This window comes from Bradyrhizobium sp. AZCC 1610 (genome assembly GCF_036924515.1).
GTDB lineage: Bacteria > Pseudomonadota > Alphaproteobacteria > Rhizobiales > Xanthobacteraceae > Bradyrhizobium.
This window is the reverse complement of record NZ_JAZHRR010000001.1, coordinates 3155854-3174585: the sequence shown is the minus strand read 5'-3', so window position 1 is coordinate 3174585 and position 18732 is coordinate 3155854. Positions and strand designations below refer to the sequence as shown.

Below are 18732 nucleotides of genomic sequence, written 5' to 3'. Positions count from 1 at the left end.
GGGCACCTCACGCCGCCCGGTTTCCCAACCTGGCCGCGCCCGCCATCTCAGCCGCGAGCAGCAGAGCCGCCCGGCTGGCGCCAACCGAGGCGACGCCCTGGCCTGCGATGTCATACGCCGTGCCATGCGCCGGCGTGCAGATCGGAAACGGGAAACCGCCCAGGATCGTCACCCCGCGATCGAAGCCCATCAGCTTCATCGCGATCTGGCCCTGGTCGTGATACATCGTCAGCACCGCATCAAAGGCGCCGTTCTTGGCGCGCAGGAAAACGGTGTCGGCCGGAAACGGCCCCTCCACTGCTATTCCCTCGGCCCGGCCGGCCATCACGGCGGGTTCGATCACATCGATCTCCTCGCGGCCGAAATTGCCACCGTCGCCGGCATGCGGGTTGAGCCCGGCCACCGCGATACGGGGCGTGGCAAAGCCAGCCCGTCGCATGCAGGCATCGGTCAGTTTCAGCGCGCGATGAATACGTTCGACGGAGAGAAGCGAGGCCACCTCCTTGAGCGCGATATGCGAGGTGACGCGCGCATTCCACAGCCGATCGAGCACGTTGAACTCGCTGGCCGGGGTTTTCAGGCCGGCGATCTCCGTGGAGAACGCAATCTCGTCGTCATACTCCGCGCGCGCGAGTCGCATTGCCTTCTTGTTGAACGGTGTGAAGCAGACCGCATCGACCTGCCCGTCGCGCGCCAGCGTGAGCGCGCGACGATAATTCTCCAGCGCGAACGCGCCGCCGGCCTGGCTGGCGACGCCACGTTCGATGGTCGCGGGATCGAGATGGCCGAGGTCCATAAAAGCGGCGTCACTGCCGATTGTTCGCGGGTCCGCGGATGGCGCTACATTTGGCAGGTTCGTCATGACGCCGGTCACCCGCGCGCCTTCGTTGAAAACGCGGCGGTCTCCGATCACAATCAGGCGTACGCGGGAGCGGATTTCGTCGAGGCAGGTGAGCTTCGCGGTCAGCTCCGGGCTGATGCCGGCGGGGTCTCCCATGGCCAGCGCAATCACCGGCTTGCCGGGGCTCTGCACGTTCATATGATCCTCACCTTTTCATGAGCGGCTTCGTCCGGTTTTCGCAGTAGACGCACAATCTGCAAGACAAGCGGAAGCAGCAACAACGCCATCCCGGCAAGGACGAGGGTCGTCACCAGCCGATTCGCAAAGAATATTCCGAGCGATCCCTTCGACATCAGCATGGCCTGCCGAAAGGCGTCCTCGGCCTTGTCGCCGATCACGATCGCAAGCACCAACGGCGCCAACGGATAGTGCAGCTTCTTGAAGAGATAGCCGACGACACCGAAGCCGAGCATCAAGACGACGTCGAGATAGGAGTTCGAGACCGAATAGGCGCCGACGACGCAGATGATGACGATCAGGGGCGCGATGACGGCGAAGGGAATCCGCATCAGGGCAGCAAATACCGGAACAGTGAGCAACACGAGCACAACCGCAACGATGTTGCCGACATACATCGAGGCGATTAGCCCCCAGACAAAATCCTTCTGATCGACGAACAGCATCGGTCCGGGGTTCAATCCCCAGATCATCAGCCCGCCCATCATGACGGCGGCCGTCGCCGAGCCGGGAATGCCGAGCGAGAGCATCGGCAATAGCGCGCTGGTGCCGGCGGCATGGTCGGCGGTCTCCGGCGCGATGATGCCCTCAGCCTCGCCGGTGCCGAAACGCGCGCCATTGCGCGAGAAGCGCTTGGCGATGCCATAGCTCATGAAGGAGGCGGCGGTAGGACCACCCGGCGTAATGCCCATCCAGCAGCCGATGGCGGCGCTGCGCAGCAACGCAATGCCATGGCGCGGCAGACGGCCCAGCGCCCGGAAGACTTCCTTCCAATCGACCCTCGACGATACCGCGCGGGCCTGGAATTCCTCCTCCACCGCAATCAGCAACTCGCCGATGCCGAACAGCCCCATGACGGCAACGACGAAGCTGACGCCCTTCACCAGTTCGTCGATACCCATAGTGAGCCGTACGCTGCCGGAAACTGTATCGATGCCGATCGCGGCGATTGCAAAACCGATCGCGAGTGCCACTACCGTCTTGATCGGCGCCGCACCGCCCATGCCGACGAAACTGGCGAAGGCGAGGAAATAGACCGCGAAGTATTCGGGCGGTCCGAAGGCGAGCGCCACCTGCGCCACCCAGGACGCCAGAAACGTAATCAGGATCACGCCAACAAGCGCGCCGAACGCCGCCGAGCCGAAGGCGGTGGCCAGCGCCGTCGTCGGCCGGCCGTCGCGCGCCATCGGATAGCCGTCGAACGTGGTGGCGACCGACGAAGGTTCGCCCGGAATGTTGAACAGGATCGACGTCACCGAGCCGCCGAACAGCGCGCCCCAATACATGCTCGAAAGCAGGATGATCGCCGACACCGGCTGCATGCCGAAAGTCAGCGGCAGCAACAGCGATACCCCGTTTGGCGCACCCAGGCCCGGCAGAACGCCGACCAGAATGCCGAGCAGGACGCCGATCACCATCAGCGTCAGGTGCGGAACGGTGACTGCGATGGTGAAGCCGTGCAGCAGCGATTGAAGGTTTTCCATCGCCCGTCCCTTCAGAAACCGAACGCTGTGGCGAGCGCGCCGCGCGGCAGCGACACCTGGAACAGGCGCTCGAACACGACATAGAGCGCAAGCGGCGTAACCACGGCGATGACAAGCGAACGAAAAACCGATTGCCGTTTCGGCAATGCCAGGACCGCAAAAACATAGCCCGCCGAAGCGAGATACATCCCAGCGATGGGAATGACGGCAACGAAAATCGCGGCAGGAACGAACAGCCCCGCGAGGCGGCGCAATTCGGATGGCGTGACGGCCACCCTGACAATGGCGAGCGTGCCGCGTCCGAGCGCGCCCTGCGCCATGTTGTAAAGGCTGCCGAGCACGACGATGACGCCGGTCAGGAACGGAAACGTGCCGGCGTCGACGCCGGCGCTGGACCAGCCGATGCCGTTGTCGATGCTGGATACGACGACCACGACGCCGAAGATTCCGGTCAGCGCCGCCGTGGCTATCTCAAGCGCACGTCGTGATATCATCGCGTCCCGCCTTACTTCAGCAGCCAACCCTGTTCGCCTGCAACCTGCTTCACGTGTACGAGGTCCTGCTTGATGAAATCGTCGAACGCAGCGCCGGTCAGGAAGGTGTCGACCTGCGAGGTCTTCTCGATGTAGTCCTTCCATTCGGGCGTCGCCTGCACCTTTTTCATGAGATCGACGTAGAACGCCGCCTGCTCCGGGCTGACCTTGCCCGGCAGCCACACCGTCCGCGGTTGCTCATATTGCGAAATCGCCAGTCCCTGCTCGACACAGGTCGGCACGTCGCTCCAGCCTTCTGACGCGGTGACCTTCGGCCCCTGCGGCAACCGCTTCGGGCTGAAGGCACAGAGCGGGCGCTGGGTACTTCCGCGCCACTGCCCAAGGCTCTCGGAGGGATTGTTGACGTGCGCATCGATATGACCGCCGGCCAGTTGCACGGCGGCCTCGGCGCCGCTCTTGAAGGGGATGTAGGTGAATTTGACGCGCGCCGCCTTCTCGATCATCCGCGTCAAGACCTCGTCGGTGTCCTTGGACTGCGCGCCACCCATCTTGAACTCGGTCCCGGCTGCCGCCTTGAGAAAGTCGCCCGCGGTCTTGTAGGGCGCGTCATGTTTTACCCACAGCAGGAACTCGTCCTGCGCCATTGCGGCGATCGGGGTGAGATCGGTGTAGTTGAAGGCGACCCTGGAGACGAGCGGTTGCTGCCACGCGTTCGAAGTGCCGAAGATCACCTTGTAGGGATCGCCGGCCGACGCCTTGCCGTAGACATAGCCTTCCGCCCCGCTGCCGCCGCCCTTGTTGACGACCACGATCGGCTGATCGGTCAATTTGTACTTGGTGACGATGCTCTGGACGGCGCGCGCGAGATTGTCGGTGCCGCCGCCCGGCCCCGCGGTTGCGACGAACTCGATCGGCTTCTGCGGCTGCCAGGCCGCGGCGGCCGGAATTGCGCCCGCGAGCATGAACGCTGTCGTGGACAGCAGGAGTTTTGAAGTGATCTTCATTGGTTTCCTCCGGGTAGGCTTTTTTTGTTGTATTTGGATCTTCGTTTTCTCGTCAGGCGACCTGCTCCTTGCGGCCGGGCGAGGCGGCAACGATCGCGCCCTCCCGCTGGAACGCGTCGATCTGCGCCTGATCAAAACCATGTTCGCGCAGCACCTCGCGCGTATGCTCGCCATAGACGGGCGCGCCCGAACGCACCTTGCCGGGCGTCGCCGAGAATTTGACCGGCAGCCCGATCGTCTTCACCGGCCCGAGCGTCGAATGTTCGACCTCGACCACCATCTCGCGCGCCAGCGTCTGCGGATCGCTCAGCGCTTCCAGCATGTCGTGAACGGGGCCGCAGGGCACGCCCTTCTCGTCAAGTGCCGCCAGCCAATGCGCCCGGGTCTGTTTCCGGAAACGGACGCTCAGTTCGGCTTCAAGCTCCTTCAAATGCGCCATGCGGTCGGAGCCGTTGACGAAGCGCGGGTCGGAGGCCAGTTCCAGCGCGTCAAGCGCTTCCAGCATCAACAGCCAATGCTTCTTGTTGGCACCGCCTACCACGAGCCAGCCGTCGGACGCCTCGAACGCCTGATACGGCGCGTTGAGCGGATGGGCCGAGCCCATGGCGCGCGGCGCCACATTGCTGGCGAGCGCAATCGTCGACTGCCAATAGGTCTGAACCAGCGCCGCCTCGTAGAGCGATGTCTCCACCCATTGCCCTTCACCGGTCTTGAGCCGGTGCGAATAGGCGGCAAGGATGCCCATGCTGGCCAACAGTCCGGCCGTGATATCGGACAGCGGCGGACCGCATTTCACCGGCGGGCCATCCGGCCGTTCGCCTGTGAAACTCATGATGCCGCTCATCGCCTGGGCGACCAGATCGAAGCCGCGGCGATGCCGGTACGGGCCGGTGCGGCCGAAACCCGACAGCGAGCAATAGATCAGCGCCGGAAAATCGCTGTGCAGATCCTCATAGCCGAAGCCGAGCCGCTCCATCGCGCCCGGCGCAAAATTCTCGACCAGAACGTCGGCGCCGGCGATCAGCCGCCGCAGCACTTCCTTGCCGCCTGCGGTCTTCAGGTCGAGCACGATGCCGCGCTTGTTGCGGTTCATCATCAGGAAGGAAGCCGCCTCGTCGCCGATCTTAGGCGGCACCGAATGCCGCGTGTCATCACCATTCGGCGATTTCTCGATCTTGATGACGTCGGCGCCCATGTCGGCGAGCATCAGGGTGCAGGTCGGCCCCGCCATCACATGGGTGAGATCGATGACCTTGAGGCCGGTGAGCGGTCCCGAACGCGGCGTCTTGTCGTTTCGAACGGACATACGGGCTCCTATTGACCGCGCCATTGCGGCGCGCGCTTGGTGAGAAACGCGTCGAGCCCTTCACGGAAATCCTGGCTGGTGTAGCACATCAAGATGAGGTCCTCGCCGTCATCGCGCGTCAGCCGGTTCTGCAACCGGGCGACCGCCTGCTTGGTCGCGCTCAGCGTCAGCGGCGCGTTGCCGGCAACGAACTTGGCGATCTCATCGGCGCGCTTGTCGAGCGCGTCCAGATCATCGACGACTTCCGTGAGCAGGCCCACGGCGGCCGCCTCCCCGGCTTCGACAAGACGTGCGGTAAAGATCAGATCCTTGACGCGCGCCGGACCGATCAACGCGGTAATGCGGCTGACATTCGACATCGACAGGCAATTGCCCAGCGTGCGCGCGATCGGAAACCCCATCCGCGTACTCCTGGTGCCGATGCGCAGATCGCAACTGGCCGCGATGCCCGCGCCGCCGCCGGTGCAGGCGCCATTGATGGCGGCAATGGTCGGCACCCGGCATGTTTCGAGAATGCCGAGCACGCGGTCGATGCGGTTCTCATAGTCGAGCGCATCCTGCGGCGTCTTGAAGGCGCGAAACTGGTTGATGTCGGTGCCCGCGGCAAACGCCTTGTCGCCGGCGCCCCGCAGCAGCAGCACCTTGATCGCATGGTCGCGGTTGGCGCGTTCGCAGATTTCGGCCAACCGCTCGTACATCTCGAACGTGAAGGCGTTGCGCGCCTCCGGCCGGTTGAAGGTTACCCGGCCGATGCCGTCATCGACGGTAAACAGGAGCTCACCCTCCCGTACCGTTACGTCCTGATCCATGTCGCCGGGCCCTTCTTTAATCGATGTTAACCAATTCTGAATGCAAAAATATGATTCATCAAGCTGGAACTAGCCAAAACCTGGTGATATAGCCATTTTTGCATTCAAACTGGATTTTTGACGGCAATGCTTCATGAGGAAGTGGTAGGCCGCGTCCGCACCATGCTGCTCGATGGCGAGATTCCGCCGGGCGCGCGGATTCCCGAGCGCGACCTCTGTGAAAAGCTGCAGATCTCGCGCACGCCGCTGCGCGAAGCCCTCAAGGTGCTCGCCGCCGAGGGCCTGGTCCAATTGCTGCCGAACCGCGGCTCGCGCGCGGCCAGGCTGACCGACAAGGACATGCGCGACCTGTTCGAGGTGTGCCAGGGGCTTGAAGCGCTAGCCGGTGAGCTCGCCTGCGAGCGCATCACGGATGCCGAGATCGCCGACGTCGCCGCCGCCCACGCCGCGATGGCCCGGCACTACGAAGATCGCGACCTTCTGCAGTATTACCGCTGCAACCGCTATATCCACGAGGCGATCATCGCCGCGGCCGGCAACCCGGTGCTGTCCGGTCTCTATGAATCCGTCACGGCCCGCATTCGCCGCGCGCGCTATGTCACGCCCATGACACCGCGGCGCTGGGCGCTGGCGATGCAGGAGCACGAAGCGATCCTCAATGCGCTGCAACGCCGCGACGGCGTGGGGTTGTCGCATATCCTGCGCGCGCATCTGCGCCACAAGCGCGACGAGGTCTTGCAGGCAGGCTTCGCGGAGACCGAGCCTCAAGATCAGGCTCGCGCGTCATAGCTGCGTCAGGCTTGATGCCGATCGAAGCGCACGTCCATCTCCATTGGCGAATTCGACCGCTGACGCGCCCGCAACCAACGGCTCCGGGCTTTTGCGGAGTGGTTTTCTCCGAACGATAACCACCCGTTCACCATGACGGTGAATCCCGCCGTCCGATCAGCCAAAAACTTCACGCCTCAAGTTCCCTTATACCTTTGATGCCTAGTCATACCTCCGGGGATGGCTATTGCCGTGCAGTTGGGACGTCCCTGCGTAAGAGTAGTAAAAGCGTATGAATATCGCACGTGTCGTCGTTCTGATCATCGCGTTGAGTGCCGGCGGTGTCGCCGCCTATCTCGCCCGTGGCACCGAAGAAAAATCGCAGCCCGCCGAACCGGTCGCACAGTTGCCGACGGTGGAGATACTGGTCGCAAAGTCCGACATCGGGCTCGGCCAGCCGGTCAAGCCCGAGGACCTGCAATGGCAGACCTGGCCGGCTTCCGCCGGCAACAATCTGGTCAACCGCGCCAGCAGGGCCGAGGCCATCAAGGAAATCGCCGGTTCGATCGCACGCGCTCCCTTCATCGCGGGTGAGCCGATCCGTGAGCAGAAGCTGGTCAAGGCCAACGGCTCCGGCTTCATGGCAGCGATCCTGCCGACCGGCATGCGGGCGATCTCGACCGAGATCTCGCCGGAAACCGGCGCCGGCGGCTTCATCCTGCCCAATGACCGCGTCGACGTCATCCTCTCCAAGCGCGAAAAGAATCCGGATGGCAACGGACCCGATGTCGCCCAGTCGGAAATCATTCTCTCCAATATCCGTGTGCTGGCGATCGATCAGGCGCCGAAGGAAAAAGAGGGCGTCAACGCCCTCGTCGGCCGCACCGTCACACTCGAACTGAAGCCCGAGCAAGCCGAGGCGCTGGCGCGCGCACGCCAGAGCGGCACGCTGGCGCTCGCGCTGCGCAGCATCACCGATGTCAACGCGACGGCTGAAGGCCGGTCCGAAGATCAAAAACGAAGCGAGAGCGTCAACGTGGTTCGCTACGGAGTCGCCAATCAAACGACGGCACAGAAGTGACCGAAAGGACGCCTGAAATGAAGTTTGGGGAAAATCAGTCAGCGATGCGAACCGTGGCGGCGCGCACCCTGTTATTGTCGGCCGTTGCCGCGCTGACGCTCAGTCCGTTGCTGCCTGTCGTCGCAGCCGAGTCCGACAAAGATCCCGTGACGACCTCCGCCATCGGCTCGGCCAAGATGCGCTTCCTGTCGCTCGGCATCGGCAAGTCCATGGTTGTCGACCTGCCGCGCGACGTGAAGGATGTGCTGGTCGCCGATCCGAAGATCGCCAATGCCGTCATTCGCTCCCCGCAACGCGCCTATATCATCGGCGGTGCAGTCGGCCAGACCAACGTCGTGTTTTTCGACGGCGACGGCCAGCAGATCGCTTCCTACGACATCGCGGTCAAGCGCGATCTCAACGGTGTGCGGGCCGCGCTGCGGCAGTCGATGCCGGGGATTCAGATCGAGGGCGTCGGCGATAGCGTGCTGCTGACCGGCTCGGTATCGAGCCCGGTCGAAGCCCAGCAGGCCGGCGAAGTCGCCGCGCGGCTGGTCGGCGGCGCCGAGAAGGTCGTCAACTCGATTGTCGTTCGCGGCCGCGACCAGGTGATGTTGAAGGTCACCGTCGCGGAGGTCCGGCGGGACGTCGTCAAACAGATGGGCATCGATCTCAGCGCCCAATTGAATGTCGGCAATACGACCGTGAATTTCAACAATACCAATCCCTTCACTGCAAACAACGCGGCCCTCGTGCCCGGCAATGGCCTTGGCATAGCAGCCGGCTCGATGCCGTCGGTCCAGGCGGTGCTTCGCGCGATGGAAAAGGCCGGTGTCGTGAAGACGCTCGCCGAACCCAATCTGACAGCGATATCAGGCGAATCCGCAACGTTTATCTCAGGTGGTGAATTTCCCATTCCGACCGGCGTAACCTGCCAAACGACGACGGGAGGCGCGATCGGAAATTGCGTCCAGACAGTCGCCTTCAAGAAATTTGGCATCTCGCTCAACTTCACGCCGGTAGTCCTGACTGAGGGACGGATCAGTCTGCGGGTGATGACGGAAGTGTCGGAAGTCTCGACCGAAAACTCGCTCACGGGCGGCCAAAATGGAACATCCATTCCCTCGATCAAGACCCGCCGCGCCGAGACGACGCTGGAAATACCCTCCGGCGGCACGATGGCGATGGCCGGCCTGATCCAGGAGCAGACCAAGCAGGCCGTCAACGGCCTGCCGGGGCTCGATCAATTGCCGGTTCTGGGCGCGCTGTTCCGCAGCCAGGACTTCATCAACAACCAGACCGAACTGATGGTTCTCGTGACGCCCTACGTCGTCCGCGCGGTCGCGCAGAAAGAACTGTCGCGGCCCGATGACGGCTTTGCGCCGGCATCCGATTCCCAGTCCACGCTGCTCGGGCGTATCAACCGGATCTACGGGCTCGTCGCCAGCGTCGATCCCGTCAGCGGGAGCCATGGCAATTTTGGCTTCATCATTGATTGAGACGCAGAGCTGTTCACCGAGTGGGGACGAGGACAGAACCATGACAACGAGAATTCCGCTCCATCGCGGCAAGGCCTTGCACGTGCTTGGCGCCCTGCTCGGCCTTTCGGCCGCGCTCGGCGCCTGCACGCCGCAGACCACGGAAATCGTGACCGCCAGCGTGTCGGATGATTACCGCCACCGTCATCCGATCGCGGTGACCGAAGCCAACCGCTCGATCGTGGTGTTCGTCGGTCATGCCCGCGGCGGCCTCTCCGGGTCGCAGCGCGCCGACGTTCTGGGCCTGGCGCAGACCTGGGTACGTGAAGGCACCGGTGCTGTTATCGCCGATGTCCCGATCGATACGCCGAACGCGCGCGCGGCCGCGGCGTCGTTCCGGGAAATCCGGTCGGTGCTGATGGCGGGCGGCGTGCCCTCGCGCGCCATCACGATGCGTCACTACCGGCCGGACGATCCCCGGACGCTGCCGACGATCAGGCTCAGCTATCCGAAGATTACGGCCGTGGCGGGACCTTGCGGTCTGTGGCCGCATGACCTCGGACCTAACATCGACAACGTCGCCTATAACGAAAACCGCCAGTACCACAATTTCGGTTGCGCTACCCAGCGCAACCTTGCCGCGATGATCGACAATCCCGCCGATCTCGAGCAGCCGCGTCCCGAAAGCCCCGCTTATACGCCGCGGCGCAACATCGCCTTTGACAAATACCGCAAGGGCACTTCCACCGCGACCACCTATCCCGAAGCCGACCAGGCCAAACTCAGCGATACAGGAAAATGATCAGCCGCGTCTTTCAAAACTCCGACGATCAAGTGGACGACACGCCGGTGCAGCCCGAGGAATACATCTCGCCGGCACCGCGTGTATCGGTACAGGCCTTCTGTGCCAGCGTCGCGATCGCAACCGCGGTGCGCGCGGCGAGCGAAGACCGCCGTCTCGGCAAAGCCCACCTTACGGTTCACATGGGCGGCATTGCAGCCGCCATCGAGACCTACCACAAGGCGCCGACGCCGAACGTCATTTTGCTGGAGACCGAGCCTGGCTCCGACATTCTCGAAGCCCTCGATGAACTCGCGACCGTCTGCGACGCCGGTACCCGCGTCGTCGTGATCGGCAGTACCAACGACGTCACGCCCTATCGTGAACTGGTGCGGCGCGGCATCAGCGACTACGTGACCGGACCGATCGAACCGATCGACGTCGTGCGCGCAATATGCGGTCTCTACGCGGCCTCCGAGGCCGTGGCCGTCGGCCGCATCATCGCCGTCGTCGGCGCCAAGGGCGGCGTCGGCGCCTCCACCGTCGCGCACAACGTGGCCTGGGCGATCGCGCGCGATCTCGCGCTGGATTCCGTCGTGATCGATCTCGACCTTGCCTTCGGCACCGCCAGCCTCGATTTCAACCAGGATCCGGTTCAAGGCATTGCCAATGCGGTTTTCCAGCCGGAACGGCCGGACTCCGCCTTCATGGAGCGCCTGCTGTCGAAATGCACCGACCGCCTCGATCTGCTGGCGGCGCCGGCAACATTGGACCAGGTCTATGATTTCGGCGCCGATGCGTTCGATGCGATCTTCGATACGATGCGCATGACCACGCCCTGCATCGTGCTCGACGTCCCGCATCAATGGTCGGCGTGGACCAAGCGCACGCTGGTCGGCGCGGACGACATCCTGATCGTCGCCGAGCCCGATCTCGCCAACATGCGCAACGCCAAGAACATGCTGAACGTGCTGAAGGCGGCGCGGCCCAACGACCGCCCGCCGCTGTACTGCCTCAACCAGGTCGGCATGCACAAGCGCCCGGAGATCTCCACGCGCGAATTCGCCAAGGCGATCGAGAGCCAGCCGATCGCGGCGATTCCGTTCGATTCGAAGATGTTCGGTACCGCCGCCAATAACGGCCAGATGATCGCGCAGATCGCCGCCAAGCACCGCACCACCCAGATGTTCCTGCAGATTGCGCAGCGCCTGACCGGCCATGCCGTGACCAAGCGGTCCCGGACTTCGTTCCTGGCGCCGATTATCAAGAAACTGCAAGGCGCGACGGCCCGCAGGGCCTGAGCGAGAGAACAACGGCGGCGGCCGCGGCTTGGCCCCTGACGCCTAGAGCCTTCCTCGTTCCGATGGAATCGGAACGGGGCTCTAGTTTTTTGATTTGACGCGTTTTCTTGACGCGAACCGGTGCCCACTTCGCTGGAAAACGCTCTAGTCCGAGCGTCCGGCCGCGGCGATCGGCATCTTCTCGACCTCGGCCCGCGCGTTCTCCTTGTCTTTCCGCGACAGCATCCGCTTCAATTGCGCGACGTTGGCGGCGGCCTCGGCGGGCGGCAGATCGGCCTTGGCGATCTTTTCTGCTTCGGCAAGGTTTCCCTTCAGACCAACTGCCAGCGCCAGATTGGCGCGCACGCGCGGATCGGTCGCCGCGAGGCCGTGGGCGCGGCGCAGCGTCTCCTCGGCCTTGGGCAGATCCTTCGAAAGCACGTAGGACAGTCCGAGATTGGACAGCACCAACGGCTGGTCGGGCGCGATCTTCAGCGCGCTCGCATAATATTGCCGCGCCTCCTCGTATCGGCCGAGTTGGTCCAGTGTCGCTCCCTGCGCCGAGAGCAGCCGCCAATCCGGATCGTCGGGGCTGTGGGCGCGGCCGAGCACATCGAAGGCCTGCTGGAAATTGCCGTTGTCCGCCAGCGCGCGGCCGTAAGCGGCGAGCAGCAGCTTGTTGCCGGAATGGGCGATGGTGGCCTGTTCGAGCACCGCAACCGCTTGCGACCGCTGTCCCGTCGCGCGCAGCGCCTTGCCGTATTTCAGCGCCGCGTCGGCATCCTTCGGATTGGCGCGATAGCGTTCCTGATAGAGATCGAGGTCGCGGCGCGGATCGCTGGCGCGGCCGGTGTCGACCTTCTCGTCGATCGAACCGGTGATGTCCGACAGTCCGGAGGTCTGGCAGCTGCCAAGCCCCAACGCCAAAACCAAAATCGATGTGCACGCAAGAAGCCGCGTGGCGCGGAACGGATGGGGCGACTTCTGGGACATGTAGCTCGACTCGCGGCGGGAACTGTCCAGAAGTGTTCACAGCTTAACCCTAACTTCGGGTTAAGCTCGCCCCACTTTTGCGGTAATCAGTGACCTCCGCCGAGCCCTCGCCGCCCGCCGTGCGTTCGCGTCTGTCACGCGCCGTCCGTACCGCGGCGCTGCCGAGCCTAGTCGACGAACTGCGCGCCGAGTTCGCAGCCAATCCGCCAGGCCAGCCGGCACTGACGCGGCCTGCCCTCCGAGAAGATCACCGTAAATTCGGAAGGAATTTCGGGATATTCGGCGATGATCTTCACACCGCCATCCGACACGTCGGAAATCATGCAATCGCGCGGTAGCCCACCGGTCGCGAATTGTATTTTTGCAAAGCTTCTGCACGCCCGACGTTCGCTGCTGCGACGATTCGCATACATCTCGATCCCTGACCCTGCTCGATGTGACTCACCCGATGGTGCACCAGCTTTACCGAAGAATTGTTGGAATTGGCCTATCGCAACGGCTCGCAATGTAACTGATGTGTTCGAACTCCGTTTACCGAATCTGGCGCTCTGGCTGAAGGCCGATGTCCTCGAACGGCCGACAACCGCACCAGCGACGGCGCCTTAGCGGCGCAATTTTCGGCAAATTAAAGGGTTGATCCCCCCTCGTTAGTCGATAGCCTGACCCCTCGACTCGATTTGGCGGAAACGAAAAGCGCATGGGAAGTCTGGTTCTTCTCGACCTGATGGGCGGCGTCGCCCTGCTGCTGTGGGGCCTGCATATGGTCCACAGCGGGATCCTGCGCGCGTTCGGGCCGAACCTGCGACTGTTGCTGGCGAAGGCCCTGAGCAACCGCTTCACCGCCTTTGGCGCCGGCCTCGGTCTGACCGCCCTGCTCCAGAGCAGCACCGCGACGGCGTTGATCACCAGTTCGTTTACGTCGGAGGGGCTCGTCAGCCTCGTCCCCGCGCTCGCCATCATGCTCGGCGCCAATGTCGGCACCACGCTGATCGTGCAGATCCTGTCGTTCAACATCGCGGCGGTCGCCCCGGTGCTGTTCATCATCGGCCTGGTCGCCTTCCGCAGCGGGCCCCGCTCGCGCGTCAAGGACATCGGCCGCGTCTTTATCGGGCTCGGCCTGATGCTGCTGGCGCTGCATATCCTGCTCAATACGCTGGCGCCGGCAGAGAACGCGCCGGGCGTGCGCGTGTTCATGAACGCCATCACCGGCGATCCCGTGCTCTGCATCCTGTTCGCCGCGATCGTGACCTGGGTCGTGCATTCCAGCGTCGCCAGCGTGCTGCTGGTGATGTCGCTGGCCTATGCCCATTTCATCACGCCGTACGCGGCGCTGGCGCTCGTGCTCGGCGCCAATCTCGGCAGCGCCATCAATCCGATCGTCGAGGGCGCGCGCCGCGACAATCCCGCGAGCTATCGCCTGCCGCTGGGCAACCTCGTCAACCGTCTTGCCGGCATCCTGCTGGTGGCGCCGTTCCTGCAGCCGATCGCGGACCTTCTGATCTCGTGGCAGCCGGATGCAGCCAAGGCAACCGCGCTGTTCCACATCGCCTTCAACGTTGCGACCGCACTTCTCTTCATCGGCCTACTCGACGGCATGGCGCGGCTGTTGAAGGCGTTGCTGCCCGAGCGCGTCAAGGAGGCCGACGCGTCAGGGCCGCGCTATCTCGACGAGAGCGCGCTGGAGACGCCCTCGCTCGCTCTGGCCGATGCCGCCCGCGAGACCCTGCATATGGGCGATCATGTCGAGATCATGCTGCGCAAGGTGATGGCGGCGATGATGACCAACGACCGGGCGCTGGTCGACCAGGTCTCGCAGATGGATAACCGCGTCGACAGCCTCGACGAGGCGATCAAGCTCTACGTCACGAAACTCACCCGCGGCAGCCTCGACGAGCGCGAGGGACAGCGGGCGATGGAGATCGTCTCCTTCGCCATCAACCTCGAGCATATCGGCGACATCATCGACAAGAATCTGAGCGAGCTCGCAACCAAGAAGATCAAACGCCGCTTCCAGTTCTCGGCCGAGGGCGCCGAGGAGCTTTCCGCGTTCCACAAGCGCACGATGGATTCGCTTCGGATCGCGTTCGGCGTCTTCATGTCCGGAGACGTCAACGAGGCGCGAAAGCTTCTGGCCGAGAAGGGCGCGCTGCGCAATGCCGAACTGGCCGCGACCGAACGGCATCTCGACCGCTTGCGCGAAGGCCGGCCCGAAACCATCGAGACCACCTCGCTTCATCTCGACGTGCTGCGCGACCTCAGGCGCATCCACTCGCACATCTGCTCGGTCGCCTACCCCGTGCTGGACGCCGCGGGCGAATTGGCCGCCCATCGCAATGCCGAAAGCGAGTTGCCGGCGCTGCCGACGCCGGTCCCGGGCCGCGGATGATCAACGATCCAGCGTCTTCGACGCGTTGCCGCGGTTCTTCACGATCAGCATGATGTTTCTGATGTAGATGATCGTGGCCAGCGATTGGCCGATGATGATCACGGGTTCGCGCTTCGCGATGCCATAGACTAGCGTCATCATGCCGCCTCCCATCGAGAAGAACCAGAACGCCATCGGCACCACGCTTTGCCCGGCACGCTCGCTCGATATCCACTGCACCAGGAAGCGGGCGGTGAACAGCAATTGCGCGCACAGCCCGAAGGCCAGCCAGAAATCGAACTTGGCGACGAAGACGTCGTAGAGATAATCGCCGAGCGCCTGGCCGTATTGAATCAGCATCAGAGAACCTCGGTCACAGCGGGCGCCGGCTTCTTGCGGCGGATCAGCCACCACACGCCGGCAAGATCCATGATCCCGATCCATAGCCGGTCAAAGAAGCCGTAATTGGACACGCCGGAACGGCGCGGACGATCGACGACGTCGACATAGGCGATGTCAAAGCCTTCGCGGCGTACCAGCGCCGGCAGGAACCGATGCAGACCATCGAAATAAGGCATCGAGAGGAACACCTCGCGCGGGAACGCCTTCAGCCCGCAGCCGGTGTCGCGGGTGCCGTCGCGCAGGATCGCATTGCGCACGCCGTTAGCGATCTTCGACTGCAGCTTCTTGAAGCCGGTATCCTTGCGCCCGACCCGCTGACCGGCCGCAAGGCCGACGCGCCCGCCGCCGTTTTCGACCGCCGCGATCAAGTCCGGCAGGAACGCCGGATTGTTCTGGCCGTCGCCATCCAGCGTCGCCACGATGGCGCCGCGCGCGGCCCGCACCCCGCTGCGCACCGCCGCCGACTGCCCGGAAGAATTGGCGTGTTTGAGTTGCCGGAGCTGACTGTGCTGCTTCATCAGATCAGCCAGCCGTCCGGCGGTCGCATCCGTCGAGCCGTCATTGACGTAGATGATTTCGTAGCCCCATCGGCCGTCGAGCGCGCTGACGATTTCCGCAACCAGCGGCGCGACGTTCTCCGCTTCGTTGCGCACCGGCACAACGATGGAAACGGCGACCGCATCTGTGTCGGAAGGTGTCAAATCGGCACTCGTCTGGTTGGTTTGGGAGAACCCGGAACCGGGCGTATCGGGCCGTCGGGCGGCGTCCGCTTTTATGGGGCGAAAGCGCCGCGGGCAACCCTTTTGAGGCGCCCGGACGAGGGCCCGACAAGGGTCACGATGCTGCCGTCGCGCTGGATCGCAAATCCGAGCCGCCGGGCCGCAAACCAGTATCGCACGAACATCGCACCGATGATGCCGACCATCGCGCCGGCCACAACGTCGCTTGGATGATGGGCCAGCAGCACCAGGCGGGTCGCCGCAATGATCAGGGCATAGACGGCCATCGCAAGGCGCGCCCTGGGCCAGACGACCGACACCGCGAAAGCAAGCGCAAAGGCGGTCGTGGCGTGGCCGGAAGGAAAGCTGTAATAGGCCGAGCTGTCAGCGAAGTGCGAGAAGAGGAAGACATTGGCCTCGCCGCCGACAAACGGCCGGCCGCGGCCGATGCTGTATTTCAGCACTTCGGTGACCAGACTGGACACGGCCACCGCGCAGAAAATGAACTGCAGCCGCGTTCCCAGACCAAGCAACAGCGAGCGTTGGATGCCGCGCAAGGCCGGCGAGACGATCGCAACCGCAATCAGCAGTCCGGCCAACACCGCCAGCACATATTCGTCCTTGCCGAAATCGGTGAGAATGCGGACCCACCACAGCGACGGCGTGCCGCGTTTGGGCATCTGGGCGATTTCCCACGCGTCGATCGCATACATCAGCACGATGATCGCAGCGCCGAGACCAGCCGACAGCCACAACACCTGTCGTGCCGCCCGCCGCGCAGCCTCGGCGCGCCGCGAATGCGACGGCGAGCGCACGAGCTGCGCCAGCGACAACCACGCCAGCTTCACGAAGCGCGAAGCATAGTTTTGGGATTCGGCGGCCACGGAGTTTGCGGACATCCTACTCCGTGCCTTCCGAGCGGAAGATGGCGATCGAGATCGCCTTTCCCTGCGAGATATTATAGCCCTCGATCCGCGTCGCCACGTTGTAGCGCAGCCCGATGGCTTCGGCGCGCTGGACGAAGGCGCGTTCGGTGCGCGATTCCACCAACGCAAAGCGGCAACTGCCTTGCCCGAGGAAATCCGCAGCTCCAGATCCGTCGGTGAGCAGCGTGCCGGTGCCGGTCATGAAGACCAGGCTCGGTTCATGAAAACCCGACGCGGCGGCTTTCGGCCCGACGCAGACCACGTTACGAAGCGCACGCGCGATCTCGGCGCTCGGAAACATGGCGGTCAGCGACGGCATGACGATGCCGTAGATTCCGACCGCCAGAAACATCGCCGCGACCACCGCATTCAACAGCGAGCGCTCGGCGCGGCTGTCCTCGAACAGCCACCACGCGAACAGGCCGAAAATCATCGCGGCCGCCAGGAAGGGCCAGGCCGGAAAGGCCGGATAATGCGTCAGCTTGATGGCGCCGATGACGGCGATCACGGATGCCCCCGCCGGAACGACAAACCACCATGCCGCACCGCGCCTCAGCCAGGACCGCGACAGCACGCGGCGCTCGAGCGCGCCGGCGGTGAGGATCGCAATCGCCGGATAGAGCGGCAGCACGTAATGCGGCAGCTTGGTCAGCACCAGTTCGAACACGATCCAGGACGGGACCAGCCACGCCAAGAGATATTGCGCGCCGGGCTCCCGCCGCGCGCGCCACACCGCCGGCGCCGCCATCCCCGCCAGCGCCGCCCCCGGCCAGAACGTGACCCAGAACAGCAGCAGATAGAGGCCGGGCGGCGCGCCGTGGGATTCCTGCGCGCCAAGCTTGCTCAGCATGTCGCCGCCGAGCGAATTGGAAAAGAATGCCTCACCCGCGCGCCAGAAGATCGCGACGAACCATGGCAGCACCAGCACCAGCGTCCACATCAGCCCCCAGACCGGGCGCAGCCGCCACAGCCACGCCGCCGAGCGGTCGAGGATCGCGAGCGCCAGGATTGTCAGCCCGACGAACATTAGGATCAGCGGCCCCTTGAGCAGGATGCCGCCGGCCAGCGCGGTCCAGAAGATCGCGGGCGCGCTCCAGGGCGGACGCATCGGATCCTCGCCACGCTGCCAGGACAGATAGACCCGCGCCATCGCCCCCATCGCAGCGACAACGGTCAACAGCAGCATCGCGTCGGTTTTGGCGAGCCGGGCTTCGGCGCCGAGCAGGACGGAACTGCACATCATCAAGGCCGCCAGCGCGGCCCCGCGCCGCGTCACGAAGGCGAGCGCCGCCCAATAGGTCAGGAGCACCGCGCCGATGGCGCCGATCAGGGAGGGAATCCGGTACAGCCAGATGCGCAACTGCGCCCGCGGCAGGCCGAGCGACGAGGCGGTTTCAACCACGGCGGCCTGCAGCCAATAGATGCCGACGGGCTTCTTGTAGCGGACGTCGTCCTGAAAGCGGATGTCGACGAAATCGCCGCTTTCGACCATCTGCTTGGTCGCCTGCGCGAACCGCGCTTCGTCGCGATCGATCGCTGGAATATTGAAGAAGCCGGGCAGGAAAAGCACGATGCCGCAGAGCACCAGGAACACGATGGCGCGAAAATGGTTCGCTGTCGCGAAGTCGAACGCCGCGGCCACCCTGCGGCCAGAATGCGCAGGTTTTACAGGCTGTTGGCCCGCTCCAAAGCGTGGGGGGTGCAAGGTTTCCACCATCTTGTTCGCATACGATGAAACCGCACTGCAAACAACACCACAAATTCGCCCTATCCGACTGTCCCCGG

Annotated in this window: 18 protein-coding genes; 6 read left to right on the top strand and 12 right to left on the bottom strand. The window is 64.0% G+C overall.

The window, feature by feature from the left end; genetic code table 11:
• Nucleotides 1-7: 7 nt before the first annotated feature.
• The 6 genes from V1279_RS15700 to V1279_RS15675 are packed head-to-tail and all read right to left on the bottom strand — an operon-like array spanning nucleotide 8 to nucleotide 6175.
• Nucleotides 8-1039: a 4-hydroxythreonine-4-phosphate dehydrogenase PdxA gene (locus V1279_RS15700; protein ID WP_334437402.1), complete on the bottom strand. Its 1032-nt coding sequence runs from the start codon at nucleotides 1037-1039 to the stop codon at nucleotides 8-10.
• Complete coding sequence (locus tag V1279_RS15695; RefSeq protein ID WP_334437400.1) at nucleotides 1036-2562, bottom strand: tripartite tricarboxylate transporter permease; 1527 nt, start codon at nucleotides 2560-2562, stop codon at nucleotides 1036-1038. The genes V1279_RS15700 and V1279_RS15695 overlap by 4 nt, the downstream gene beginning before the upstream one ends.
• Before the next feature lie 11 nt (nucleotides 2563-2573).
• Nucleotides 2574-3056 (bottom strand): tripartite tricarboxylate transporter TctB family protein, encoded by a 483-nt coding sequence (locus V1279_RS15690; protein WP_334437399.1) that lies wholly within the window; start codon nucleotides 3054-3056, stop codon nucleotides 2574-2576.
• Between the two features lie 11 nt (nucleotides 3057-3067).
• Nucleotides 3068-4060 carry a tripartite tricarboxylate transporter substrate binding protein gene (locus V1279_RS15685; RefSeq protein ID WP_334437397.1) on the bottom strand — a complete coding sequence of 331 codons (993 nt, stop codon included), beginning with the start codon at nucleotides 4058-4060 and terminating at the stop codon, nucleotides 3068-3070.
• A gap of 52 nt (nucleotides 4061-4112) precedes the next feature.
• Nucleotides 4113-5366 carry a CaiB/BaiF CoA transferase family protein gene (locus V1279_RS15680; protein WP_334437395.1) on the bottom strand — a complete coding sequence of 418 codons (1254 nt, stop codon included), beginning with the start codon at nucleotides 5364-5366 and terminating at the stop codon, nucleotides 4113-4115.
• Between the two features lie 8 nt (nucleotides 5367-5374).
• Entirely contained in the window at nucleotides 5375-6175 is an 801-nt protein-coding gene (locus V1279_RS15675; protein WP_334437393.1) for an enoyl-CoA hydratase/isomerase family protein, read from the bottom strand.
• A gap of 162 nt (nucleotides 6176-6337) precedes the next feature.
• Here V1279_RS15675 and V1279_RS15670 point away from each other — a divergent pair, with 162 nt between their 5' ends.
• From V1279_RS15670 to V1279_RS15650, 5 genes are all read left to right on the top strand, one after another.
• Nucleotides 6338-6964 carry a GntR family transcriptional regulator gene (locus tag V1279_RS15670; protein ID WP_334437391.1) on the top strand — a complete coding sequence of 209 codons (627 nt, stop codon included), beginning with the start codon at nucleotides 6338-6340 and terminating at the stop codon, nucleotides 6962-6964.
• A gap of 271 nt (nucleotides 6965-7235) precedes the next feature.
• Nucleotides 7236-8024 (top strand): Flp pilus assembly protein CpaB, encoded by a 789-nt coding sequence (gene cpaB / locus V1279_RS15665; protein ID WP_334437390.1) that lies wholly within the window; start codon nucleotides 7236-7238, stop codon nucleotides 8022-8024.
• Nucleotides 8025-8041: 17 nt separating this feature from the next.
• Nucleotides 8042-9502 carry a type II and III secretion system protein family protein gene (locus tag V1279_RS15660; RefSeq protein ID WP_334437388.1) on the top strand — a complete coding sequence of 487 codons (1461 nt, stop codon included), beginning with the start codon at nucleotides 8042-8044 and terminating at the stop codon, nucleotides 9500-9502.
• Nucleotides 9503-9542: 40 nt separating this feature from the next.
• A complete protein-coding gene (locus tag V1279_RS15655; RefSeq protein ID WP_334437387.1) occupies nucleotides 9543-10283 on the top strand; it encodes a CpaD family pilus assembly protein in 741 nt (246 codons plus the stop codon).
• The gene (locus tag V1279_RS15650) at nucleotides 10280-11563 is read left to right on the top strand and encodes an AAA family ATPase (protein ID WP_334437386.1); all 1284 of its coding nucleotides are present in this window, start codon (nucleotides 10280-10282) and stop codon (nucleotides 11561-11563) included. Before V1279_RS15655 ends, V1279_RS15650 begins: the two co-directional genes overlap by 4 nt.
• Nucleotides 11564-11707: 144 nt before the next feature.
• Here V1279_RS15650 and V1279_RS15645 read toward each other — a convergent pair whose 3' ends face one another.
• Nucleotides 11708-12535 (bottom strand): tetratricopeptide repeat protein, encoded by an 828-nt coding sequence (locus V1279_RS15645; RefSeq protein WP_334437385.1) that lies wholly within the window; start codon nucleotides 12533-12535, stop codon nucleotides 11708-11710.
• Between the two features lie 167 nt (nucleotides 12536-12702).
• Nucleotides 12703-12948, bottom strand: coding sequence for a PilZ domain-containing protein (locus V1279_RS15640; protein ID WP_108519442.1), 246 nt, complete (start codon nucleotides 12946-12948; stop codon nucleotides 12703-12705).
• Between the two features lie 284 nt (nucleotides 12949-13232).
• Here V1279_RS15640 and V1279_RS15635 point away from each other — a divergent pair, with 284 nt between their 5' ends.
• The gene (locus V1279_RS15635) at nucleotides 13233-14921 is read left to right on the top strand and encodes a Na/Pi cotransporter family protein (RefSeq protein WP_334437384.1); all 1689 of its coding nucleotides are present in this window, start codon (nucleotides 13233-13235) and stop codon (nucleotides 14919-14921) included.
• Here V1279_RS15635 and V1279_RS15630 read toward each other — a convergent pair whose 3' ends face one another.
• From V1279_RS15630 to V1279_RS15615, 4 genes are all read right to left on the bottom strand, one after another.
• Complete coding sequence (locus tag V1279_RS15630) at nucleotides 14922-15260, bottom strand: lipid-A-disaccharide synthase N-terminal domain-containing protein (RefSeq protein WP_334437381.1); 339 nt, start codon at nucleotides 15258-15260, stop codon at nucleotides 14922-14924.
• Entirely contained in the window at nucleotides 15260-16003 is a 744-nt protein-coding gene (locus V1279_RS15625; RefSeq protein ID WP_334437378.1) for a glycosyltransferase family 2 protein, read from the bottom strand. Before V1279_RS15625 ends, V1279_RS15630 begins: the two co-directional genes overlap by 1 nt.
• A 71-nt stretch (nucleotides 16004-16074) precedes the next feature.
• Nucleotides 16075-16920: a phosphatase PAP2 family protein gene (locus V1279_RS15620; protein WP_334437375.1), complete on the bottom strand. Its 846-nt coding sequence runs from the start codon at nucleotides 16918-16920 to the stop codon at nucleotides 16075-16077.
• Nucleotide 16921: 1 nt separating this feature from the next.
• A complete protein-coding gene (locus V1279_RS15615) occupies nucleotides 16922-18664 on the bottom strand; it encodes an ArnT family glycosyltransferase (protein WP_334437373.1) in 1743 nt (580 codons plus the stop codon).
• Nucleotides 18665-18732: the final 68 nt, after the last annotated feature.